This window comes from Pseudomonas koreensis (genome assembly GCF_036668835.1).
GTDB classification, from domain to species: Bacteria; Pseudomonadota; Gammaproteobacteria; order Pseudomonadales; family Pseudomonadaceae; genus Aquipseudomonas; species Aquipseudomonas koreensis_I.
The window spans coordinates 350,553-371,106 of record NZ_JAZEVW010000002.1 but is presented as its reverse complement, the minus strand read 5'-3'; the positions used below and the strand labels follow the sequence as shown (position 1 = coordinate 371,106).

Below are 20,554 nucleotides of genomic sequence, written 5' to 3'. Positions count from 1 at the left end.
ATCAGGGATGCGGGGTACTTAAATAAGAAGGGTTAGAGCGTCTCGGTGACCTGGTGAGGCGCTCGATCGGCCTGCTGCAAGTCATTCCACGCCAGGTACACCAGCTTTTCCGCGAGGTTGGCCGGAACCTCAAGGGCTACGATCAAATGGTGTTCGGCGCTGCTGAACAAGCGATCTGAGTCGACAAGGTACTCAGATCGATGCCGCAACAGGTAGGCGTGAGCTGCGTCCTGCATGCAGGTGCGATAGTCAGGGGCGAAGTGGGTGGTGTTCATCGTGCGGCCTCCATTGCCTGAGGCGGAATCAACGACATCTGATTGTCATCGGGCTGCATGGCCGCTCGACGCTGCGCCACACATGCCAACGGGAGTTGCACGGCAGGGTTTGCCATTCCGCTGGGACTCATCTCATGCGTCATCTCAAACTCAGCCCGGACAGACCAGCCGCAGGCTTCGTTTAGGCACTGCAGATAAGCGACACGCAGAAAAATATGAGTGCCTTCGCTGGTGCGTATTCGCATGCGGTTATGGCAATGGGGGCAAACAAGTTTATAAGTGCTCAATGGTGGGCATCCTTGCGTTGGGTGAACGATTTGACTCTCAGTCTCCGGTGTTAACAGTGCCGACCTTTATACCCAGCAATACCGCAGCGTCATGGGCTTTGCCGCGAAGTCCTTTCTTGCGACCGTTGAGCAAATCACTGACCAAGTTGCTATTGAGGTCGTTACGACGACAGAACTCGGCAAGGCTGATGCCTTTCCGATCAAGTTCCGCTCGGGCTTGCTCGGTTGTGAGTGGGGCGGGCATAGTGTCCATTCGTGTGCATTCGTGTTGGTTTGATTTCATTATGCCCAAATAGTTGGGCCTGTAAAGGGTGAAAGCTTGAAAAGTTGTGCATCTCAGGAAGACTTGGACGTTGGAGTAGGTGAGCGCTTGCGCGAGGAAAGGACGCGCCTGGGCCTTAACCAAGATGCCTTTGCACAGCAGGGCGGCATCACTCGCAACACGCAGGGCAGCTATGAAAAAGGCGAGCGTAATCCTGATTCTGCCTATCTCACCGCCGTGGCCAGAGCTGGTGTGGACGTCCTTTACGTCTTGACCGGTGTACGTCTATCGGCAACTCCCAATGAGCTGGATGCTGCTGAAAACCAACTCATTCAACAGCTTCGAACGCTTTCTGAGTATGACCAAAAAGCTGTGCATCGAATTGTCGGCGCCATGGCCGAAGTTACCCACCTTTCTGCTGCTACGAAATAACTCGTCGAGATTTAAAACATTCGTTACGACGGATTTCAGTTTTGATTTTCCACACTCATGAGTAACGTTGCCCCTCAATGCACTTAATGGAGTAGTGGGCATTTGGATCAAGACAAAAAAGAGAACATACGCACGGATAAACCAAAGTGCGAAATGTCCGAGTTAACGCAAGAAGAGCGGAATCTTCTTACATGGTATAGAGCGATGTCTGAAGCGGATCGTGGATACATACAGCGCATATCACAGGCGCTTGTCCACAAGCCGTGACACTTAAGTTCAGTGCGACCGACCCATAACTTTTGTAATTAATTGGATAGAAATGGAAAGCCCAAAGGAAGCCCGGCCCTGTGTCGGGCGTTTTGATGCTCGGGGGAGGGCGCCAAAAGCACGCCCAACCACCGTCGAAGCACTCAAACGTAGAGGCTTCGCTCGCTATTTTGCGGCTTTCAGAGTCACCGGGCCGGGGCGTGGTGACATGGCTTTGAGGACATCATCGACCAAGGCTTTTGCGAACACCGTCGCGAAGTGCGCGCCCCAGGCATATCGGTCAGTTTCCTTCGCGAAAGCGGCGTCTTCTGCCAGTGATTTGGCCAGGCACAGCAGATCTGATGCCCGAGTCAATGCGTCCTTGAACGGAACGCCGGCACAAACTTGAAACAGTGGCTTGTCCGCGCAATAGATGAAGTGGGTGTGACCGATGGTTTTTTCTTCGGCTTCTTCGATCATTTGGCACCTCCAGCAATAGAGGGCAATTGGGAAGAGAGTGAAATCAGGCGTTGAGGGTGAGGTGGGGCATATATGAGAATAGTGATGTACATGGTCTAACTCCTTGACATGAGGAGCTGCCGCTATCGTTTCCAAGCGAATGGGTGGCAGCTGTACGCAGGTTGGAAACCGGGAGTCAAGGAGACCGGCACGTCCTAAGACGTCCCACGCACAGCCGCCATATCATAAACCTACAGTCGTAAAAGTACGCTGACGCTTATGGGAGGAGCGCTGTTGCGTGACTCGACGGGTTTCCAAGCCCGATCGCTGAATCTACAGCGATGTCTGGAGAGTATCCCGGCGAATTGAGGGTCGGCAAGGCACTTGCCTGCTGAGAGCACAGAAGTCGTGCTTCCTTACGCAACTCGCGGATTTTGCCTACAACTTTGACCTGAGTCACTTGATATTCGGATCCCCATGTCAAACGGGTCCGCGGACTCATTCGCCTGTGACGCGTAGGCTTTCTGTGAGAGGTCAGGAGTCACCCCGTCAGTAAAATGAGATACAGCGAGATGGGGCCGAATAACAGGAACCAAAGATCTCGTTGGATTTCACGAACGTCAGTCGCGAAGCTGCGAGGAGCGTTTCAGGAGGCTGAAGTCATTATCTCGAAACCTGTGCCCTGCTTGATCGCGTAGCTCAAAAGCCGAATTCGGGAAATTGCTGCGCCGTACCTGCAAACGGCAGGCGAAAAAAAACCGCCTTTGCAGGGCGGTTCTTTTGTAAGCCTTCGCTTGCGGCTCAGGCTAAGTACGTCTCACAGACAATACTGGCGTGCGGTCATATTATTAATCTTCAATCATCCTCGCAAGGTGATTTTTGAGCCACGCGACCAAATCGCCGCTTTTTTGGCCGATACACCGAAGCGATGATACTGGCAGAAATACCGATTTACAAAACCCCCTTATCCTTTTGCCAGGGAACCCCTGAGGATCAGGTTAAGATGTCGTCGCTCGTATGCCAGTGCGGCGGTGAGGTTTGGCTGGTGGCATAACAGATTTATGCCCTCTGACACGGTTTTGCACCCGTGCCGGATGATGCCTCGGAGGGGTCTCAACCGGCCGCCTCACAGGCAATACTGGCGTATCTGCTGAAGGCACGCGTGATCCGGTAAGTGTGCTGGAGGTTTGGCCCCCAACCTGGAGGCCAAAACGTATGAAGCTTTTGCTGCGTACGCTGAGCCTCGTATGGAGATTGTTTAAAGCGTTCCGCTTTTACGAGTTCCTGCGAGACCACTTTGACGACCTGAAGTAACGGTCGTTTTTGTGGGAAAACCCGTTTCAGCTTCTGCTGAAGCGGGTTTTTTTTGTCCTGTATAAGCTGTCAAAAATACGCTTTTATATCGGTCGTTTCCTTATGCGCCGTAAGGCATTTCGTCGGCATCTGTAGGTACCATGCGTAGACTCGAAATATACTGGTTGTACGTACAGTGCCATTCGCATGGGAAACCGAACCGATGAAAACCACAATAACCGTCGCATCTGGCTCGCAGTCAAACGACTTAGCGCACTGGCGGGCGATGCTCGCCGACAGATCCGCGCTTTTCGCTCGACCAGGCGCTCACCACAAAGCACTCCTGACCGGAGCCCGCACCCTATACACAAATAAGGTGATTGATAGCGACGACATCTGCGATCTGCTTGAGTTGGCGGATGGGGCGCTAGCCTTTGCGGTGGAATCGATGCTCGACATCAATAGTGATGAGTAGGCAGTGACGAGTCACCTCGTCCCTACAGTCCATTTCTCATCCAGGTTCGAATCATGAGTGTCACCATCCTTGGCCCGTTGTCGGCGGGCGGCGAAACGCTCCCGCTTTACTCGTTCCGTATACCGGCGGGCTTTCCGTCCCCAGCCGCCGACCACATCGAAAAGCATATCTCCCTGGACGAGCTGTTCGATATCCGAGCGCCGCACGTCTACCTTGCGAAGATCGAGGGCGACAGCATGCAAGGCGCGGGAATATTTTGCGGCGATCTGGTCATCGTCAATCGCAGCCTCAATGCCGAACACGGCGATATTGTCATCGCCGGCCTCAACGCCGAACCCATCTGCAAACGCCTACACCGCCGCGACAACGTCGTCATGCTGCTATCGGCAAACAGCAAGTACCCGCCGCGCTATGTAATGGAGGGTGACGAGCTGGTGATTTGGGGTGTAGTGACCTATAGCGTGCGCGACCATGGCAGGTCGTGATCGGGTCTTCGCCCTCATTGACTGCAACAGCTTCTACACAAGCTGCGAGCGTGTCTTTCGCCCTGATCTCGCCAATACCCCCATCGTCGTTCTGAGCAACAACGATGGGTGCGTCATTGCCCGCAGCTGCGACGCCAAACCCTTCGCGAAAATGGGCGCGCCGTACTTTCAGATTCGTCATGAACTGCGTCGTCACGGTATCCAGGTGTTCAGCAGCTACTGCGCGCTTTACGGCGACATGAGCGAACGCGTGATGACGATCATCGAGTCCATGGTTCCGGCCGTCGAGGTGTAAAGCATCGATGAGGCCTTCGCCAGTCTCACTGGCGTTCCCGGTGACCTGACGACTTTCGGACGAACCATTCGCGCTGCCGTCTACAAAGGAACGGGCATCCCAGTTGGCGTGGGCATCGCGCCAACCAAAACCCTAGCCAAACTCGCCAACCACAAAGCAAAGTGTCTGCAAGCGCATACCGGCGGAGTGGCGGATATCTGCGACCCTGTCAAGCGCGACTGGGTGTTCCGGAATACAGAAGTCGGTGAAGAGTGGGGCATCGGGCGTCCTATGAAAGCCCATCTCGAAGCCATGCAGATTGCCACAGCAATGGACCTCGCGAGAGCGGACGCTCCGACAGAAGTCCAGCGTCGTCATCGAGAAGACCGCACGGGAGCTGACCGGAACGTCGCGTCTAGAACTCTTAGAGACCGAGCCGGCCAAGCAGGAATATGCAGCAGCCGCATGTTTGGAATGCGGCTGACCACCATCGATCTTGTTAAGGAAGCGGTCGCCACCTACGTGCATCGCGCGGGGGAAAAGCTTAGAGCGCAAAACTCTCTGTGCAAGAAAATGCGCATCGGTATACGCACCGGCATGTACAGTCCGGAGGAAACCAAATATGCCAACAGTGCTTTGATTGAATTACCTTACCCGACTAATGATGTGAGGCTGCTAACCAAGGGCGCGACCGAGGCGATCACCCGTCTGTTCCGGTCTGGCTTCAAGTACAGCAAGGCCGAAGTTTTACTGATGGATCTGCGGCAGCCAGGTGAATTTACGTATGATCTATTCGCTCCGTCACAACCTCAAGCCGCTGAAAGAGTTATGGGGGTTCTGGATGAGATTAACCAACGGTGGGGCAGCGGAACGCTGCGTGCTGGTAGTATGCCGACAGATCCCGATTGGGGGATGCAGCGGGGGACGATGAGTCTGAGTTTCACCACGAATCTTGATCAGCTGTGGGTAGTGAAGTGCAAATAATACTGACATATGAAAAATTTAGCATTGGTTTGCGGTGGCGAATACTTAAACTGGTGCATATATCTATAATTTTTTAAAAGGATTTTATTTATGGTCTTAGATTGGAATTGGTTTTTTAGTTCTTTGTCGCAGTCGGCTGCGGCGATAGTGGGTATATTTGGTGCTTTTATTATTACAAAAATCTTTTCTAATCAAACAGTTTTTCGTGAAAAAAATACCAAGTTGAGAGATCTATTAGTTCAAGCAAAAAAAATTTCGGATTCGGCGAATAGCTATAATATTGGTTGGTATAATGAATGTTATAATAGGGACGAGTACGATGAGTTTTCTGATTTTCTTGAAGAGTTCTATGGTAATGAAGAATCGGTTAGTAAAGTCACAGAGGATGTCTTGAGTGATTTTGTTGGAGAGCGTAAATTCTCTCCTTATTCGGATATGGAGGGTGTAAGGGAGAGGCTAATGGTAATTGCTCGAAAATTTTGTGAGGCTAACGTTGAAAAGCGAGAGAAGCGCGAGGCTGCGGCAGAGGCTTATGCGCGGAGTAAAAAAGATATTAACCCGCAAAGAAGTATCTTAGGTATCCCTAACAGCCTTGGGGCGCGGTATTTCACTACACCGGAACCCCGTCCCGCCGATTTTGTTCCTCGAGTGCCATTACCGGTGGTTGAAATGAATAAGGTTAGAGACGGCTTCAAGCAAAGTTTTTTAGATGCCAAACATCATTCTAGATTGGCGGCCGAGTTTTTAGCGTCGATAAAAGGAAATCCTGAATCCCCTAAACAAATCACATATGCATTAGCGCTGGTGTTATTTATATTTTTCATTGGTGTGATATATCCGTTGAGCTTTTTGCCAGCAGCGGGGGAGCCAAAGCTGGGTTTTTCAATGGCGATATTTTATTATAATGTTTTTTCCTTCAAAGGTTATCTGCTAGGAGTTGTGAGTATGGCGTTTAGCATTATTGTCGGGTTATTTTTTAATACCCATGCTAAAATGAAATACCCTCCGGCGGATGTTGATAAGATTAAGGGTCTTACACTTTCTGAGAGCTACTGTTCAACTTTTAAAGTAATGGTGGATAGGTAGTGGTGGCGGTTTTCTTGCCTTATTAAGGGGGGTTGTAAGGGGTGCATAATGAGTAGATCAGGAGAAATAAAACGGAATCATCACTACGTATGGGCTCATTATCTGAGGGCGTGGGCCTCGAACAATAATATATGGCATCTTGGGCCGAGTGGGGCTGTTTCGTACAATAGTATTAAAGGATTGTCTAAGGAAGAAGGATACAACAATGTAATCGCTTTGACTGAAGAAGATGTTGATTTTCTCAAGCGATGGCCTACGCATGACTCTCCATCTCTCAAAGATTTTCACAAGCGGCAGATTGCCTATTTTGGATTGGTATCCAAGTTGATTAATTGCCATGTTGGTCAGGAGGATAGTTCGAAATATGAGGATCTTTGCAGAATCTCAAAAGAAGCTGAATCGAATTTTTTTGAAGAGACACATACGGCTATTGAGCTTTTAGCAAGACCCATCCTCGATCAGTTGGTTGCAGGGGATGCAACTTGTCTGGAAGACAAAAAAAACAGTACAAATTTTTGTAATTTTTTAGCTCATCAGCTTTTTCGTACGCGAAAGATTAGAGATCGTATTTTCGCAGAGCATGAAAAACTTAAGCCGAAAAACGCTCAAGAGGTCCACTATATGAGGCTGTTCAGAAAGAACTGGTGGCTTCTTAGCTTTATGAATGGCAGTGGGTTTGGATATGGGCTCGTAAAGGGCTGGGAAAAGTCAAAAAGGGTTTTTGTCAGAAATGAGACGGATTTACCATTTATTACAAGCGATTGTCCGGTAATTAACTTGCAGGCCTCAGGGGGGGCTGCAGCTCGGTTAAGCGTGCCGAAAACGATGGATTTGTACTATCCAATTTCGCCTAAATTTGGATATATTATCGCGGATAGTGACAGCTATGAGCATATGTCCGATGGTATTAGTGAAAGTGAAGTGCGTCATTTGAATATCGCTGTGGCCGGCAATGCTCACCTTACGATTTATTCCAGCTCCGAAGCATCGATGAGAGAGTTTAAACCGCATTATTTGAGATTGCAGAAGCCTTAATGGACTTTTTAACGCGAAAGCACAGGAATGCGAAAATGGCCGCATCGTTTTGTTAAGCGCGTGTCAGCAGTACTCGGCACGCGCTCTATAATCATCCTCCTCGAATCAACATCCTTGCAACCCACTCCGCCACCTGCGTAACAACGGCATTTCCGGCACCGAAAGCCTCTGCAAGGTTGGCCGCATCCAGTCCGAGGCAAAACCCATCATCTTCAGCCGCTCGCTGCCGCTCAGCCATCTGATCCCATCCGTTCGCGTGAGCGACGAGAGTGGTACAGCCCATAGCGATCTGTGAGGGGACTCTGTCGGCCAGTAGAGTATTGGCAGCCCAGGCATCCGCGGGGCGTGGCCAGGGCTGCGATTGAGACGCTGGAGGTATTGCGTCCACTGGCGCGGCGTCAGCCAGGAACTCGAAGGGGGGCATTTGTTCAAAACCTGCGACCAGGAATATTCGACGACGTTGCTGGGGGACTCCGAAATATTGAGCATTAAGCACTCGCCAAAATCCCACATACCCGCAGTCCGCAAGGGCCCGGATGACTGTCTCAAAGTCGTGGCTATCGTTGACAGCGAGCAGGTTAACGACGTTCTCAAGCACCACCCAGCGAGGTTGAATTTCCTTGAGGATTCGTATGACTTCCCAAAACAATCCGCTGCGTGCGCCGCGTAGGCCGCGGGTGTCTCGATTGTTTTCTCGGGCGCCGGCGATGCTAATGTCCTGGCAGGGGAAGCCTGCTGTGAGGACGTCGACGGAGCAGAGGTTGTGGGCGCCGCAGTGGCGCACGTCTTCGAATTGCTGGGCGTGGGGAAATCGATCGGCAAGCACAGCCCGGTTGATGGGGTTGAGTTCGACTTGCCAGGCGCTGCGGTATCCCGTGTTTTCAAATCCGACATCAAAGCCTCCTATGCCTGCGAACAGGCTGCCAAGGGTGGGTTGGGGCATTCAGGAACTCGTTGTTCTGGATGCTCGCGGCACTCTTGGGGGAGGCTCGGGGCCTTCAGGTGGTTGAGTGTCCGGCAGCGCGGGCACTTGATTTGTAATTCAGTGAAGCCGCTGGCAGCGGCGAGTTTGCGGCAGCAGTGGCCGCAACGTATGTCCTGCATGCAATCGTCCTTGATGGGTCATGGTTTTTCTCGTTGCAGTTTTTTCCATTCGCGATCCGCCGCACGTTTGGCGGAGCTCTCAGCGGCGTACAGCCAACGTAGGCGTTTTGGCTTGCGTTGGTCTCCAGTCGTTATCGGCTTCTGCACACCGCTTTTCTCGTCTCGGTAGTACGCGATGACGCCTGTGAATACGTCTTTGTTCTCCTCGGCCAACCCCTCAAGCGTGTCTTCCGGCAACTTGCTCTCAAGCTCAAGGCTGACCGTGTAGCCGCTGTCCGCGGTGAGGGAATGCTGCACGTTGCCGCCGTACCAGATGACTTCGTCGATTTCGGGTTTCGCGCCTTCGAGCGTGTAGGTCAGCTCTGGAATCAGATCCGGTCTCCCGATGGCCAGTGTGTAGCTGAGCGTTGCGCTTCCGCGCTGCAATCGGTTGAACTCGGCGCGGGCAGCGCGTAGGGCCGATTGCCGATCGCTGTACGTGTGGCGCAGATCCTTGGAGTTTTCGCCGCCACCCGCAATTGCGTGCTGCTTTTCGCCGCTGTTCACGTCGTAGAAATAGGCACGCACTCCGTCGTAACTATCGCGGTCGGCTTGCAGGTAGCGGTGTTGGTCGCCGTCGGCGCGAGTCAGGGTGATGTGGGGCAGATCGGCACCGTTGGCGGTCTTTCCGCCGCCGGCCGGCAGACACAACAGGCAGCCAGCCTTAACGGTGACGACGGCATCGAATTCTACGCCGATGCGGCTGATCAGATTGGCGTCGGATTCGTTAGCCTGGTCGAGCTGCAGGATGGGTAAACCGTCAAGAGTGCCGGCAATGGTGGTGCTCAGGCCGTTGCCCAAGGCGATGTCTCCGAGCACGTCGCCGAGGGTGGTGTTACTCCAACTGCGTTCGCGCTTGGTCTTTAGACTCTTACGTAAATCGACGGATCGAGCGCGAATGGTCAGCACATCGGGCGCGCCGGAGTATTCGGTTTCATCGACGGTGTAGGTACCTTTGTCGATCAGGCCGGTGTCGCTCCAGCCCAGCCACACGCGAATTAGCGCGCCGGTGGGAGGGATGGCCAACAGGCCGTCATGGTCGCTGAGGGTGATGCTGAGCTGATCGGCTTCGATGCCGCGATTGTCGGTCAGGTCCAGGCTCATCAAGCGCGGGCTGATCAGCTGAGCGATGTCGTTGCCGTCCACAGTGATGCGGAAGGCCGGCACTGGATAAGCGACTTCTCGCTGGTAGCGTGAGAGGCCCTTGTCCAGATAACCGGTAACGCGGGAGAGGGCAGCGTCGATCATAACAGTGTCCTCATGATGCTGATGCCCACGCTGGTTCCGACTCCGATCAGATCGATACAGTCGTCATCGATGCGCTTGAGGCTCACCGTGAATTCAATACGCCGGGGTGTGCCGTCACGGAAAAACAGTGTCTTGGTTTCGCTCAGGCTCTCGATGATCCACAAACCGTAGATCCGGCCGCTGCCTTCGACCATCGGCCAGGCTTTACCGGTGTTGGCCATCAGCCGCAGTGCATCGAGGCTGAGTGCGCTGCCGGCCAGTTCCGGCAGGATGACGCCGGGCAGAGTGATCGAGTCGTCACCCCGCCCCAAAAACTGCCGAGCCGGTGCCGAGCCGACACGGTTGCTGCTCGCGTGGCGCCATTCTGTTTGGCGTTGCAAGGCTTGGTAAGCAGCGGTCGAGAGACTGAAGACGAACATGCCCAAGGCAAGCATCATGGGCGTTACTCCAGGTCGGCCAAACGGCTGCGTTGACGGGCTTCTTTCTCGTACTGGATGCGGGTCATCTCGGCGCGTACCGCACGACCAATCGCCAACGGATCCATGCCCGGGGCAGCCTGGACGTTGATCTCGTAACTATCGTGGCTGTCGTGAATCGATGGCGATTTAGGTTTGAGCGGAGATCGGTTGTCGACGGTCAGCGAATGGTTTCTCGCGCCCGGCATAAAGCTGATCGCTTTGGTTGTGTCATTGAGCCGCTGAGTCAACCCGCTTAGCACGCCGATCGGTTGACGCTGATGACGCTCCAGTCCTTGAGTGAGGCCGGTCATGGTGAAACCGCCCAACTCGGCGAATACGCGAGAAGGGCTGTTGATACCGAGCTTTTCCTTGAACCAGCCAATGGTGGAGTCGCCGATATCCCCCATGACATTTTTCAGCTTGCCGATCCCCGCCTTCAGCCCGTTCACCAGCCCGTCGATGATCATCCCGCCGAACTCGGTAAACCGACCGGGCAGCTCAATCCCGAGGTATCTCATGACTGCCGCGAAGGCCTGATAAAGCAAGCCCACAGGGCTGAAATTGATCAGGGTCTTGAGGATGCCGGTCGTGCCACCTTTGAAACCTGCTTTGATCTCTTTCCAGGCATCGGTGAAGTAGAGCTTCACGGCGTCCCAATTCTGGTAGAGCAAGTAGGCTGCGCCGGCAATGGCGGTGATGGCCAAGCCGATGGGATTCAACATCAGCGCGCGCCCGAGGAGGAGCAGCGCTTTACCCACGAACGGCAGTACCTTGCGACCAAGACTCCACAACAGGTTGATCAGGCTGGGCAGGCGAATCCCCAAGCTCAGGAACATGAGTCGTAACGCCACGAAGGGCAGCATGACACCGGCAACCGTAACCATCAGGCCACCGAGTACCACCGCTAACCCCGCGATGATTGCTACAGCTTTTACAATGGTGGCCGCCAGTTCCGGATGCTCGGCAGCCCAGTTTTTTACACCGCGAATAACCTCCGTGAGGGATTGGATCAGCGACCGTAAAGGCCCGTCCTGCTGATCCTGCAATTCAATGCCCAGATCCTGCCAGGCACTGCCTAGCGTTGTCAGGTCGCCTTTCAAATTGTCAGCCATGACTTTGGCGGTGCGAGCTGCCTCGCCTTGGCTTTCACGCAGGCTGGCAATCAGTTTTTGCAGCTCGCCATTGCCGGCCTGAGTCACCAATTGGGCCATGCCTTTGACGGCTTCTTCACCGGCAATGGCCTTGAACAGGCCACCTTTTTTCGCAGTGCCCAGGTCTTTGGTTTTGTCGTGAATCTCTTTGAGGATGTCCGGCATTTTCCGCAAGTTGCCGAGAGCGTCAGCAGTGCGGATCTGCAATTGTGCGAGTGCTTTTTCTGCAGCTTTGGGCGGCGCTGCCAAGCGGTTCATGATCGAACTCAGGGCCGTGCCGCCCATGCTGCCTTGCAAACCAGCATCACCCAATTTGCCCGCCATCGCGGCGGCGGTTTCCAGCTCGACGCCGTAGGTCTTGGCCATTGGTGCTGCGTATTTCATGGTTTCGCCGAGCATCTGCAAATTGGTGTTGGAGCGGGTAAACGTGCCGACGAGTACGTCGCCCAGTTTGCTCATATGCTCGGCTTCCATACCGAGTCCGGAGAGAATGTTTGAAGCGATGTCGGCGGTCTGGGCCAATTCAGTACCGCCGGCAGAGGCGAGGTCGAGCATGCCGGGCATGGCGGCTTTGATTGCTTTCGGCTGGAAGCCGGCCATGCCCAGAAAACCTTGAGCATCGGCGGCTTGGCCGGCGGTGAATTGTGTGGAACTGCCCAGCCCTCGCGCCTGCTTGCGCAGATCCGATAGCTCGGGAGCGTTTTGATCGAGGCGGGTGATCGCTTGCACTTTGCTCATGCTGGCGTCGAAGTCGATGCCGGGCATGATCATCTTTGCGCCGGCATACAGCGCTGCGCCTCCGCTCGCAGCCGCTGCCGTGCCTTTTCCAGCCATTGAACTGGCGACATCTCGCTGATTTTGTATTGCGGCACGGGCCGCTGTCAGCCTGCGCTGTTGAGCCGCCAACGCCGCCAAACGTCGGGTCTGCTCAGTGATGCTTTGATTTGCAGCATCGGTTTGCTCACGCAGGCGACGTTCGTGCTGGCTTAGGTTTTTGGTACTGAGACCGGCGTCGTGCAGCCGAGTACGAAGGCGCTGTAGCTGCTCGCTGTTGTGCTGGTGTTGTTGCTTGAGCTTCTGCGCTTCACGGACGGCATTGCGCAATTCTTGTGTCATGGTCTTCGTCGGCGCAGCAGTGGCGGCCATTTGCTGACTTAACGTTCTGACTTTGTTGCGTGCTGCTTGCAGCGCCTGAGCCGTCATCTCGGCCGCCGCACGTTGCGAGCGCCAGGCGCTCACATCCTTCTGCTGTGAGTTGAGTCGCTTGAGCTTTTCGCGGGCCTCCTTCAAGGCACGGGCTGCGCCGATGCTGCTGTTGTTGATCGCCCTCAGTGGCCGAGTGGCCTGATCGATGGCACTCAGCAATACCCGCAGTTTCAGATCATTCGCCATCGGCGACACTCCGCAGCCTGGCGCGCTCGCGCCATTCCATCAGCTCTTGAAGGCCCAGCGAATCCATGTCCGCTGGCGCCCAATGAAAGACCACCGCCAAGTCAGCCATGGCGTTCTCTACGCAACGAGGCAGACATCCGTCTTCACCGACTTCTGCAACAAAAAAGCGGAAATCTTGCTGCCACAGGCCAGCAGATCCGCCGGGTCCATGCCGGCGGCTTCCGGCGCTGTGATGCCTGGCGACGTGATGCGCGGCAGGATTTTGATCAGGGTTGCGACGTCCATGTTCAGCAACTCGATCAACTGCACGCCGCGCAGTTCACCCGATTGGGGTTTGCGCAGAGTGAGCGTATTGATCGTGGTTTTGCCGCGAATGATGGGTGTATCGAGTGTGACGCTGTTGTCATCGACAGAAAGGTTGATTTCGTGTGGCTCGATGCTTTGCATAGGGAGTGGCCTAAGGTTGGGCGAAGGTCAGAGACCGATCGCGGCGCGCTGCTTTTCGAGCATGTCGACGCCGTTCACTTTTTCGATGAAATTGAGCAGATCGATCTCGATGATTTCTTCGTTATCGACGATGAGCTTGTAGTAGGAGCAGGTCGTGGTGATGCTGTGTTCGGTGTCTTCGCCGGGTTGGTTGTCGCCCATCTCGATGCTCTCGTGACGGCCGCGCATGACCACTTCAACGGCGCTTACATCACCGGTGTCGTCCTGCTGGAAGGCGCCGGCAAAACGCAGGGCGATACCTGAAGCGTTCACTGCGCCGAACTGGCGCAGCGCGATCAGGTCCAGCCCGCCGGTCTTCCATTCGAACTGGATGCCGTCGTCGGAGAAACCCAGGTCAGCCTTGACCGGGCCGTTCATGCCGCCGCCGCGATAGCTCTCCATCTTGCGGCCGAGTGGGGGCAGGGTGACGCTCTTGACCACGCCGACATAGCTGTTGGCATCGTTGAACAGGTTGAGATTTTTCAGTTTGCGCGGCAGGGCCATGGCGCCGTTCTCCGGTTAGCGGTTGATCTGGCTGGCGAAGTTGATGAGGTAGCGGTCGGTGATGCGTTGACGCAGGGTCAGGTCTTCCAGCGGCGGGATCGGTGTGTAGTCGTAATCCAGCCAGAGCTTGCCGGCCTTGAGGGTGTCTTTCGTGTTGATGTCTTCGGGGTACCAACACCCGCCACCAACGAGATAACCGGCAGCTGTCTTGGTGCGAAATTCGGCGTTGACGGACTCAATCATGTCGCGCACCAACGAGGCGTGCAGAGGTTTGTCCATCGCCCACATCTGCGCGCCGGCCATCGTGTCCGCGAGCACTTGCGCGGTGCGGGTGTAGTTCTCGAAAGCGAACTGCGGATCGTCGCTACAGGTGCGGCTGCCCCAGAAACGGAAACCGCCTTCGTTGATCAATGTGGTGACTTCATGAGCGTTGAGGTAGTTGGCATCGGTCGCCGGGTTTTGCAGATCCCAGAACACGTCGGCGCTGATGCCAGTCACGCCGCTGACGGCCACGTTGGATAGAGTTTTGTGCCAGCCGGTTTGCTGATCGATCTTGGCGCGTAGCCCCAAGGCATTTGCCACTGCGCTGGCGTTCGAGACTTGATTGAGCGTCCTGTTCCAGCTCAGGAAGTCTGGCCAGATAACCATGACCTCTCGCGCGCCAAAATTGCGCCGGTAGGCGACGGCTTCTTCCTTGGTTTTGCAATTCCAGGCGCTGATGTAAGCGAAGGCGCGAAGCTGTTGCGCGACAGCGGCCAATGCCGTGGCGACCGGTAAAGAGTCGAGTCCTGGTACGCCGAGAATGCGTGGCACCATGCCCAGCCTCGATTTGGCGGCGAGCAGGGCTTTCATGCCCGTGTACTTGCCTGCCTCGGTGGTGGTGCCGATCAAGGCACTGGTGGTTTCCGCCTCGTCTTGGCCTTGTTTAACCCGCACGACGATGACGTAGGGTTTGGTTTGGCTGGCGATGGCTTGCAGGCTGGCGGCCAACGTTCCTGTTTCTCCAGCCTTGCCCAAGGCACTCTGGATATTGGTGACCAACACAGGCGTATCCAGCGGGAAGGTTACCGAGTCGGCGTCATCGGCTGTGCAAACCATGCCAATGACGGCGGTCGGAATTGTGCGAATCGGGCGTGAGCCATCGTTAAGTTCGATGACCCGGACGCCATGAAGAAAGTCGGACATGGAAGCGGCCTGTGCATGAGGTGGAGTCGGTGCACAGGTTGCCGCTGTTGGGTGCTTACGTCGTGCGCCGGACGTTGTAGGCTCAACGGCTACAGACGACGGTTTGACTGGCGTTGGAGTGAGGACGGCGGTATCGGCCAATCAATGATTTCGGGAAAGTGCTCCTGCTGTTCGATGCGATTGAGTTCGACGCTGTAGCGCATCCAGGCATCCAGCAATTTCAGTTCGCTCGAAGTCGCGGTACCAAGTTTTTCGGCGTATTGCAGCGGTGCGATGCGTAGCTGTGATGCTTGCAGTGAACTGTCGCGTCGATCAATTGCCATTGCGCTCTGTGAAGCTCGTTGAGCTGATTTATCGAGTACCCATTTATTGTGTTTCCAAATGAAATGTTTTCCAGGCCATGGGTCGTGCGTCACGCTTTGAGGAAGATCGCCAAGAGCGTCCCATGTCTGTATCGAACCGTCCTCCGTGCGGAAAACCGTACCGCGTAGATCTCGGATCTGCTGAGGTTCGCCCTTGACCATCGCCCAGGCATGGCTCGGTTTCGGTGGTGCAAGTTCTTCGGGCAATTGAACTGCATTGCCCGGCAACTGCGGGCCGAAGCCCGGTATGGGGGGGAACGTCACAGGACCGGACAAGGCCCCGGCGTCGTCTATCAGATAAGTGATCATAGATTCCTCAGATCATTTTGATGCAGCCAGGGTAGGCGATGTTTCTGGGGCGAGTTTCTGCGTCACCAATGTGGCCGATGTAGGAAGGCGAGAAGTTGTGCGAGACGACGTGCTGCAAATCGGCGCTGCCACGGGCGACAGAGGCGGGAACCAGAGAGTCGAGATTGCCCACACCTTGCCCTAATGACACGGAATGTGTGTGATCACTGAACGCATCTGAAGTCCATGAGCCTGCGACACGACCGGCTACTTGCCACGTTCCGTCTCCGTCCTTCTCGGATTTGCTGGAAACAACAATTTCTCCATCGTTCACTTTAGTTATTCTGCTGCCCCGAGGCAGATGACGACCCTCGATTAGCATTCCAGGTACGAGCCGGGCATGAGTTCTGATTTCTGTAATGACTGAACTACCTTTTTTGGCAATGCCGGTCACATGAGTTCTATCCACTCCGCGCCCTTGGTCGAGCACTCGTAGAAACTCACCTCGCGCTTCTGGGGAGCGAAAAGTTGTGCGGCCATCTCCGCTGCTCCATGCGCCTTCCATTCGCTGCTCTCTTTCTGGATAAAGCATGCCTGACTGTTGCGCGTGATCCCAAAGCCATGGCCATTCAGCTCTCTTGAGTAGTTGCCCGTTAAGCGCGCCGTACCCGCCGGGATTGAACACAGTAGTGGTCTCAAACACTGGACGTCCTAATGGTGTGCTATCGAAGCGCCCGACCGGCCACCAGCTTCCTGCGCCGTCGCTGCGTAGGTGCCACCAGTCCCCCGCCCCCATTAACACCATAAAGGGGTAACCCATCGGGTTTAGATGGGTGTGAAATTTCAGTGTGTTCTTCCCTGTCGCTTGGACAATCAGCCGATGAATACTGTTGTCCGTGCGGCAAACGATAACGTCACGACCGCCAATATTCGCATCAGAAGAGGGCAGTTCAAGGGTCAGCGAAGAGGCAGCAGCATCTGCTAAAACAAGGCCCAGCTCGCTCGGTTTCAGGGCTCTGTTTGACGATAATCTGGTGACAATAGACCCGATTTTGAGAGCGCGATCTACGTATTCGCGCGTGGCAAGAACTACCGAGGGGTCAATCTTCAGCTCTATTTCTGAAGTACCGCTGATGGTGAGGTGCATTCGCACAATCTGATTGCGACCCGAGCCTTGCGCAAGTAGTGGTTTATAGCTTGGCGCAACGTTGGCGACTGCCGAGAACACACCGGCATCGTCCTCAAGCGCCAGCTCTCGTATCCACCACCCGCCCACATCCGGGGGCAGCACCAGTTCGGCGATCAGAATATTTTCATCAGTGGGCGAGACATACAGGTTATTGAGCGGGGCGCGGTATCGCTGATTTATGAGACTGGTTTGCTCTGCGCTAGGTACAGGATCCGTACCGTTGGCGTCGCCAAGCAGCATATGACTCGGCTTCCATCTGACGCCTAGCGCATCACAACGGGTTTTCTTTGCGGCGCCCAGCGTTGTCAGCATGCCGCCGAAAATAGAGTTCTGATCAACCATGGGGATACACGTCCAGTTCGTCGAGGGTGTAGAGGCTCACGCCGGTGTAGCCCCGGACGGATGCGTCGATGTCCGAGTTGCTCCAGGGATACACGTCGATTTCGTCGCCGTCGTAAACGGCGAAGCCAACGAAGGTGTCGAGCCGGGTTTCAAGAATGATGTCGAGGCCGGTGAGGTGGCGGGTGAGCGGCTTGGCGTCATCGATCAGCCAGACCAGTTCCTGGTACATCGCTTCGGTGATGCCGGAGTCGAGGACGCCGATGCGCAGCGTGAAGGTGCCTGGAATACCAGGCGGAACGGTCTGCCACCATTCCGCGACTTCGATCAGATAGCCCAGCGGTTCTACCACTCGGCGCAATGCGCCGATGGTGCCCTTGTGGGAGTGCACGTAATAGGCGGCTTTGCACGCGGCACGCTTGGCGGCTTCTGACCATTTGCTGTCCCAACGATCCACTGAAAACGCCCAGGCCAAATACGGCAGTAGGGGCAGGGGGCACTGGTCAGGGTTGTAGAGCGTGCGCAACGGAATGGGCACGCGCTGGATTTCAGCCAACGCCTGCGCGGCTTGGCGTTCCAGTGGTGTCGAGTTGCCGGGTAGCAGTGGCTGGTAGGTCATCACTCAACCCCCAATGTCAGTTCCACGCTCGTGCAATACGGCGCCTGGTACTTGGTGGCGACGATGTCTTCCCAGTCCTCGAGTACAACCTTGCGCACGCCCTCGACGTGCAGCGCGGCGTGCACGATGGATTCGGAAACCTCCAGTGCCAGGCGTCGGCGCTGATGCACGAACTGAAGCAATTGAGCTTCGGCTGCTGCGAGAACAAGCTCGGTTTCCGGTCCGTTGGTGAGCGGGTAGATCCTGGCCTTGATCTTGTAGTTGATGATCTCCGCACCCTGAACGGTGAGCCGATCAGCGACGGGCCTGCGGTCGTCGTCGCTGAGGTAGGTTTTGACCTTGTCGAGCAGTGCCGGCGACGCGGTGCCATCGCCCAGCACCGATTGCACGGTGACCACGGCTTCGGCAGGTGCCGGGCTTTCGGCTGTAGCGTCGGCGACCTGTCCGTCAGCGGACCGGGCGTGGAAGATGTAGCTGTTACGCGGGCCGGCGGTGCTGAGGCCTTCCCATGCCATTTGCGCACGTTCGCGCAGGCTGTCGTCGCTTTCCATCAGCTTTGGAAGGGGCGGTACGGCTGTCGGGTTTGCAGCCTGAATGACCAGCCGTTTCACGTTGAAGTTGGCGGCGAGCTGTTCGAGGTCGGTGCCCTTGGCCAGGGCGAGCATATTGGCGACGGATGCTTCATTGACCCGCTGACGCCAGACGGTTTCGCGGTAGGCGTTTTCCTCGAGTAATTTGGTCAGCGGCTCCGACTCCATGTTGAGGCGGGCGGCGATCTCGGGTTGTTCCTCGATCGGCCAGAGGCTGACGGCGTAAGCCTTGCGCTCGGCGAGGATCTGTTCGTAATCGATCTGTTCGACGATTTGCGGCGCAGGCAGTTGGCCGAGGTCGATGGCCACAAAAGTGTTCATACGCTGCCCCCCAGTTGTAGAGGCACGCTCAGGCTCAGCGGCTGATTGTTGTCGACGATGGTGCCTTCGAATTCCAGCGACGCCTGCCCCTGAAGGTTCGCGCCGATGAACTGGATGCGGCTGAGGCTGATGCGGGTTTCCCAGCGCATCAGGGCCATGACGGAAGCGGCGTATACCTGCAACCGGGTGAAGTCGTTAAACGGCTGATCCACCAACTCGGGGAGCAGGCTACCGTATTCGCGTCGCATGACGCGGGTGCCTATGCGAGTGGTCAGGATGTCGGTGATGGACTGGGCGATGTGTTCGACCAGGCCGAGGGCTGCGCCGGTTTCTCTGTTCATTCCGGTTTCCCCGTCTTCGCGCCGCCAGGCATGACACCGCCGTGCAAGTGCTTCACCAGACTGATGCCGGCCGAGATGGCATCTTCGGACACAGTGACCGTGCCGGTGACGTTCTGGTTGCCGGTCTGGGTGTAGTCGCCCTCATGGATGATTGGGCCGACGATGTGAATGCCACCGGTGCTGATCAAGCTGGTGGTGCCGCCTTCGGCAAGTGTGGCGTTGAGGTGGTGCGCAACGCTGTCGTACTCGATGACGGTGCCGTCGCGGTAGGTCGTTCGGTGCAGTCCTTCGCGGTCGCCGTTGGCCGGGATGTTGTCGCTGAACAGGCCGGTCAGGACGATGCCGTTGCCGAGTTGGCCGGATGGGCTGAACAGAATGACCTGCTCGCCTTCGGTGGGTGGGTTCCATTCCCGGTCGGCGCCGGCTCGGGCGGCGACCCATGGGAGCCAACCGGTGGTGAGGGTTCCGGTTTTGACCTGCACACGCGGGGGCTTCATCTGGACGGCAGCGATGGTGCCGAGGCGGATGAGGTTTTCAATCAGGCGGGCGAGGGTGGCTAAGTCGTTCATGGCGCCGATGGTGGCGCTATGCGCGTGAGAGCGCAGCTCATCGAACTTGTATATGGGTTTTTTACATTGAGTGATTTATTGTTCTGCCCGCGTAAAATTCACTGGTGTTTGGCGGTGGTTTTTTAATTCGATGGTGTCCTCTCCACCTACCGGACTGGGCATGGATGAATGGTGATTGAAGGGAGTTGGCATGGAATTTCAGCTGGTTATTGATTTTGTGGTCGAGCATTGGGGGATAATTTCGGCGGTGGTCGCTGCGGTGGGGGCTGTGGCGGGAGCAGGAGCAAAAGTTGTAAGCCTATACAAGGCGTTCAAGAGCCGTGTGAAGAAGTACAGAGGTCCGTTAGATTCGAAATTTTCTGATTTTTTATTTGAAAATCGAAACGCTGTACTGGATTTAGAACTTGTGCTTGATGAGGAGCAGAGCCGCCAGTTAGTAGATTGGCAGCTTGGTGAAAACCCTGAAGCGACTACGTTCTTTAGTATCAAGGCAGACGATGCAGGAACAGAGATTGGATTCTTTCACAATGACCCGGAAATTCACTGGAATATGCGCTTCAGAAGTGATGTCCATACCGAGGGTTTTTTCAAGGTTCATAGCATAGAAGGGCCTTGGCAAGGATGGATGGCGATAACGCTGAGAGGGGTTGGGAAGGAGCATGTAAAAGACAAGTGAAACTTGGAGTTTAGACTAAGTTGGATAGAGGTTTTCTCGAGTGCTGTCTATGTCCGAATGCGTAAATCCTAGCAGCTCGCGGCGCTCATAAATTACCCGG

Annotated in this window: 25 protein-coding genes and 1 pseudogene; 7 read left to right on the top strand and 19 right to left on the bottom strand. The window is 55.4% G+C overall.

Annotated features, from left to right (window positions below; genetic code table 11):
• Nucleotides 1-32: 32 nt before the first annotated feature.
• The 3 genes from V6F91_RS06780 to V6F91_RS06770 are packed head-to-tail and all read right to left on the bottom strand — an operon-like array spanning nt 33 to nt 806.
• The gene (locus tag V6F91_RS06780; protein ID WP_332763149.1) at nt 33-275 is read right to left on the bottom strand and encodes a hypothetical protein; all 243 of its coding nucleotides are present in this window, start codon (nt 273-275) and stop codon (nt 33-35) included.
• On the bottom strand, nt 272-562 hold the full coding sequence (locus V6F91_RS06775) for an ogr/Delta-like zinc finger family protein (RefSeq protein ID WP_332763148.1): 291 nt from the start codon (nt 560-562) through the stop codon (nt 272-274). The genes V6F91_RS06780 and V6F91_RS06775 overlap by 4 nt, the downstream gene beginning before the upstream one ends.
• A gap of 37 nt (nt 563-599) precedes the next feature.
• Nucleotides 600-806 (bottom strand): DNA-binding protein, encoded by a 207-nt coding sequence (locus V6F91_RS06770; RefSeq protein WP_332763597.1) that lies wholly within the window; start codon nt 804-806, stop codon nt 600-602.
• 102 nt (nt 807-908) lie between these two features.
• Between V6F91_RS06770 and V6F91_RS06765 the strand changes: the two genes are divergently transcribed.
• Nucleotides 909-1,256 (top strand): helix-turn-helix transcriptional regulator, encoded by a 348-nt coding sequence (locus V6F91_RS06765; protein WP_332763147.1) that lies wholly within the window; start codon nt 909-911, stop codon nt 1,254-1,256.
• A gap of 432 nt (nt 1,257-1,688) precedes the next feature.
• Here the strand turns inward: V6F91_RS06765 and V6F91_RS06760 are convergent, their stop codons facing one another.
• On the bottom strand, nt 1,689-1,982 hold the full coding sequence (locus V6F91_RS06760) for a DUF3077 domain-containing protein (RefSeq protein ID WP_332763146.1): 294 nt from the start codon (nt 1,980-1,982) through the stop codon (nt 1,689-1,691).
• Between the two features lie 1,495 nt (nt 1,983-3,477).
• Here V6F91_RS06760 and V6F91_RS06755 point away from each other — a divergent pair.
• The 5 genes and pseudogenes from V6F91_RS06755 (at nt 3,478) to V6F91_RS06735 (ending at nt 7,593) form a co-directional block, all read left to right on the top strand.
• Nucleotides 3,478-3,729 (top strand): hypothetical protein, encoded by a 252-nt coding sequence (locus tag V6F91_RS06755; RefSeq protein ID WP_332763145.1) that lies wholly within the window; start codon nt 3,478-3,480, stop codon nt 3,727-3,729.
• Nucleotides 3,730-3,782: 53 nt separating this feature from the next.
• Nucleotides 3,783-4,214, top strand: coding sequence for a LexA family protein (locus V6F91_RS06750; protein WP_225138110.1), 432 nt, complete (start codon nt 3,783-3,785; stop codon nt 4,212-4,214).
• Nucleotides 4,201-5,472 (top strand): annotated as a pseudogene (locus V6F91_RS06745) (Y-family DNA polymerase). Before V6F91_RS06750 ends, V6F91_RS06745 begins: the two are co-directional and overlap by 14 nt.
• A 90-nt stretch (nt 5,473-5,562) precedes the next feature.
• Nucleotides 5,563-6,558, top strand: a complete 996-nt coding sequence (locus V6F91_RS06740; RefSeq protein WP_332763144.1) for a hypothetical protein — start codon at nt 5,563-5,565, stop codon at nt 6,556-6,558.
• Between the two features lie 48 nt (nt 6,559-6,606).
• Nucleotides 6,607-7,593, top strand: coding sequence for a DUF4238 domain-containing protein (locus tag V6F91_RS06735; protein ID WP_332763143.1), 987 nt, complete (start codon nt 6,607-6,609; stop codon nt 7,591-7,593).
• A gap of 91 nt (nt 7,594-7,684) precedes the next feature.
• On the opposite strand, the gene V6F91_RS06730 is transcribed toward V6F91_RS06735, so the two are convergent.
• From V6F91_RS06730 to V6F91_RS06660, 15 genes are all read right to left on the bottom strand, one after another.
• Nucleotides 7,685-8,536, bottom strand: a complete 852-nt coding sequence (locus tag V6F91_RS06730) for a DNA (cytosine-5-)-methyltransferase (RefSeq protein WP_332763142.1) — start codon at nt 8,534-8,536, stop codon at nt 7,685-7,687.
• Nucleotides 8,497-8,697: a Com family DNA-binding transcriptional regulator gene (locus tag V6F91_RS06725; RefSeq protein ID WP_332763141.1), complete on the bottom strand. Its 201-nt coding sequence runs from the start codon at nt 8,695-8,697 to the stop codon at nt 8,497-8,499. Before V6F91_RS06725 ends, V6F91_RS06730 begins: the two co-directional genes overlap by 40 nt.
• Before the next feature lie 18 nt (nt 8,698-8,715).
• Entirely contained in the window at nt 8,716-9,984 is a 1,269-nt protein-coding gene (locus tag V6F91_RS06720) for a phage late control D family protein (protein WP_332763140.1), read from the bottom strand.
• A complete protein-coding gene (locus V6F91_RS06715; protein ID WP_332763139.1) occupies nt 9,981-10,421 on the bottom strand; it encodes a phage tail protein in 441 nt (146 codons plus the stop codon). The genes V6F91_RS06720 and V6F91_RS06715 overlap by 4 nt, the downstream gene beginning before the upstream one ends.
• A gap of 5 nt (nt 10,422-10,426) precedes the next feature.
• Nucleotides 10,427-12,985, bottom strand: coding sequence for a phage tail tape measure protein (locus V6F91_RS06710; RefSeq protein ID WP_423815316.1), 2,559 nt, complete (start codon nt 12,983-12,985; stop codon nt 10,427-10,429).
• Complete coding sequence (locus tag V6F91_RS06705; RefSeq protein WP_024012260.1) at nt 12,975-13,094, bottom strand: GpE family phage tail protein; 120 nt, start codon at nt 13,092-13,094, stop codon at nt 12,975-12,977. The genes V6F91_RS06710 and V6F91_RS06705 overlap by 11 nt, the downstream gene beginning before the upstream one ends.
• Nucleotides 13,095-13,102: 8 nt before the next feature.
• Nucleotides 13,103-13,432 (bottom strand): phage tail assembly protein, encoded by a 330-nt coding sequence (locus tag V6F91_RS06700; protein WP_332763137.1) that lies wholly within the window; start codon nt 13,430-13,432, stop codon nt 13,103-13,105.
• A 27-nt stretch (nt 13,433-13,459) separates the two neighbouring features.
• The gene (locus V6F91_RS06695) at nt 13,460-13,975 is read right to left on the bottom strand and encodes a phage major tail tube protein (protein ID WP_332763136.1); all 516 of its coding nucleotides are present in this window, start codon (nt 13,973-13,975) and stop codon (nt 13,460-13,462) included.
• Between the two features lie 15 nt (nt 13,976-13,990).
• Nucleotides 13,991-15,160, bottom strand: coding sequence for a phage tail sheath protein (locus tag V6F91_RS06690; RefSeq protein WP_332763135.1), 1,170 nt, complete (start codon nt 15,158-15,160; stop codon nt 13,991-13,993).
• An 89-nt stretch (nt 15,161-15,249) separates the two neighbouring features.
• A complete protein-coding gene (locus V6F91_RS06685) occupies nt 15,250-15,831 on the bottom strand; it encodes a tail fiber assembly protein (protein WP_332763134.1) in 582 nt (193 codons plus the stop codon).
• Nucleotides 15,832-15,838: 7 nt separating this feature from the next.
• Nucleotides 15,839-17,341, bottom strand: coding sequence for a phage tail protein (locus V6F91_RS06680; RefSeq protein WP_332763133.1), 1,503 nt, complete (start codon nt 17,339-17,341; stop codon nt 15,839-15,841).
• Nucleotides 17,334-17,957: a phage tail protein I gene (locus V6F91_RS06675; RefSeq protein ID WP_332763132.1), complete on the bottom strand. Its 624-nt coding sequence runs from the start codon at nt 17,955-17,957 to the stop codon at nt 17,334-17,336. Before V6F91_RS06675 ends, V6F91_RS06680 begins: the two co-directional genes overlap by 8 nt.
• The gene (locus V6F91_RS06670) at nt 17,957-18,868 is read right to left on the bottom strand and encodes a baseplate J/gp47 family protein (protein WP_332763131.1); all 912 of its coding nucleotides are present in this window, start codon (nt 18,866-18,868) and stop codon (nt 17,957-17,959) included. The genes V6F91_RS06675 and V6F91_RS06670 overlap by 1 nt, the downstream gene beginning before the upstream one ends.
• Entirely contained in the window at nt 18,865-19,209 is a 345-nt protein-coding gene (locus V6F91_RS06665) for a GPW/gp25 family protein (protein ID WP_332763130.1), read from the bottom strand. Before V6F91_RS06665 ends, V6F91_RS06670 begins: the two co-directional genes overlap by 4 nt.
• Nucleotides 19,206-19,778 carry a phage baseplate assembly protein V gene (locus V6F91_RS06660; protein ID WP_332763129.1) on the bottom strand — a complete coding sequence of 191 codons (573 nt, stop codon included), beginning with the start codon at nt 19,776-19,778 and terminating at the stop codon, nt 19,206-19,208. Before V6F91_RS06660 ends, V6F91_RS06665 begins: the two co-directional genes overlap by 4 nt.
• A 190-nt stretch (nt 19,779-19,968) precedes the next feature.
• Here V6F91_RS06660 and V6F91_RS06655 point away from each other — a divergent pair, with 190 nt between their 5' ends.
• On the top strand, nt 19,969-20,454 hold the full coding sequence (locus tag V6F91_RS06655; protein WP_332763128.1) for a hypothetical protein: 486 nt from the start codon (nt 19,969-19,971) through the stop codon (nt 20,452-20,454).
• Nucleotides 20,455-20,554 lie beyond the last annotated feature (100 nt).

What these genes read in the sequence shown, in the direction of transcription:
- V6F91_RS06780 (WP_332763149.1), bottom strand. Translation starts at nt 275, where the DNA reads ATGAACACCACCCACTTCGCCCCTGACTATCGCACCTGCATGCAGGAC.
- V6F91_RS06770 (WP_332763597.1), bottom strand. Translation starts at nt 806, where the DNA reads ATGCCCGCCCCACTCACAACCGAGCAAGCCCGAGCGGAACTTGATCGG.
- V6F91_RS06760 (WP_332763146.1), bottom strand. Translation starts at nt 1,982, where the DNA reads ATGATCGAAGAAGCCGAAGAAAAAACCATCGGTCACACCCACTTCATC.
- V6F91_RS06755 (WP_332763145.1), top strand. Translation starts at nt 3,478, where the DNA reads ATGAAAACCACAATAACCGTCGCATCTGGCTCGCAGTCAAACGACTTA.
- V6F91_RS06750 (WP_225138110.1), top strand. Translation starts at nt 3,783, where the DNA reads ATGAGTGTCACCATCCTTGGCCCGTTGTCGGCGGGCGGCGAAACGCTC.
- V6F91_RS06740 (WP_332763144.1), top strand. Translation starts at nt 5,563, where the DNA reads ATGGTCTTAGATTGGAATTGGTTTTTTAGTTCTTTGTCGCAGTCGGCT.
- V6F91_RS06735 (WP_332763143.1), top strand. Translation starts at nt 6,607, where the DNA reads ATGAGTAGATCAGGAGAAATAAAACGGAATCATCACTACGTATGGGCT.
- V6F91_RS06730 (WP_332763142.1), bottom strand. Translation starts at nt 8,536, where the DNA reads ATGCCCCAACCCACCCTTGGCAGCCTGTTCGCAGGCATAGGAGGCTTT.
- V6F91_RS06725 (WP_332763141.1), bottom strand. Translation starts at nt 8,697, where the DNA reads ATGCAGGACATACGTTGCGGCCACTGCTGCCGCAAACTCGCCGCTGCC.
- V6F91_RS06720 (WP_332763140.1), bottom strand. Translation starts at nt 9,984, where the DNA reads ATGATCGACGCTGCCCTCTCCCGCGTTACCGGTTATCTGGACAAGGGC.
- V6F91_RS06715 (WP_332763139.1), bottom strand. Translation starts at nt 10,421, where the DNA reads ATGATGCTTGCCTTGGGCATGTTCGTCTTCAGTCTCTCGACCGCTGCT.
- V6F91_RS06710 (WP_423815316.1), bottom strand. Translation starts at nt 12,985, where the DNA reads ATGGCGAATGATCTGAAACTGCGGGTATTGCTGAGTGCCATCGATCAG.
- V6F91_RS06705 (WP_024012260.1), bottom strand. Translation starts at nt 13,094, where the DNA reads ATGGCTGACTTGGCGGTGGTCTTTCATTGGGCGCCAGCGGACATGGAT.
- V6F91_RS06700 (WP_332763137.1), bottom strand. Translation starts at nt 13,432, where the DNA reads ATGCAAAGCATCGAGCCACACGAAATCAACCTTTCTGTCGATGACAAC.
- V6F91_RS06695 (WP_332763136.1), bottom strand. Translation starts at nt 13,975, where the DNA reads ATGGCCCTGCCGCGCAAACTGAAAAATCTCAACCTGTTCAACGATGCC.
- V6F91_RS06690 (WP_332763135.1), bottom strand. Translation starts at nt 15,160, where the DNA reads ATGTCCGACTTTCTTCATGGCGTCCGGGTCATCGAACTTAACGATGGC.
- V6F91_RS06685 (WP_332763134.1), bottom strand. Translation starts at nt 15,831, where the DNA reads ATGATCACTTATCTGATAGACGACGCCGGGGCCTTGTCCGGTCCTGTG.
- V6F91_RS06680 (WP_332763133.1), bottom strand. Translation starts at nt 17,341, where the DNA reads ATGGTTGATCAGAACTCTATTTTCGGCGGCATGCTGACAACGCTGGGC.
- V6F91_RS06675 (WP_332763132.1), bottom strand. Translation starts at nt 17,957, where the DNA reads ATGACCTACCAGCCACTGCTACCCGGCAACTCGACACCACTGGAACGC.
- V6F91_RS06670 (WP_332763131.1), bottom strand. Translation starts at nt 18,868, where the DNA reads ATGAACACTTTTGTGGCCATCGACCTCGGCCAACTGCCTGCGCCGCAA.
- V6F91_RS06665 (WP_332763130.1), bottom strand. Translation starts at nt 19,209, where the DNA reads ATGAACAGAGAAACCGGCGCAGCCCTCGGCCTGGTCGAACACATCGCC.
- V6F91_RS06660 (WP_332763129.1), bottom strand. Translation starts at nt 19,778, where the DNA reads ATGAACGACTTAGCCACCCTCGCCCGCCTGATTGAAAACCTCATCCGC.
- V6F91_RS06655 (WP_332763128.1), top strand. Translation starts at nt 19,969, where the DNA reads ATGGAATTTCAGCTGGTTATTGATTTTGTGGTCGAGCATTGGGGGATA.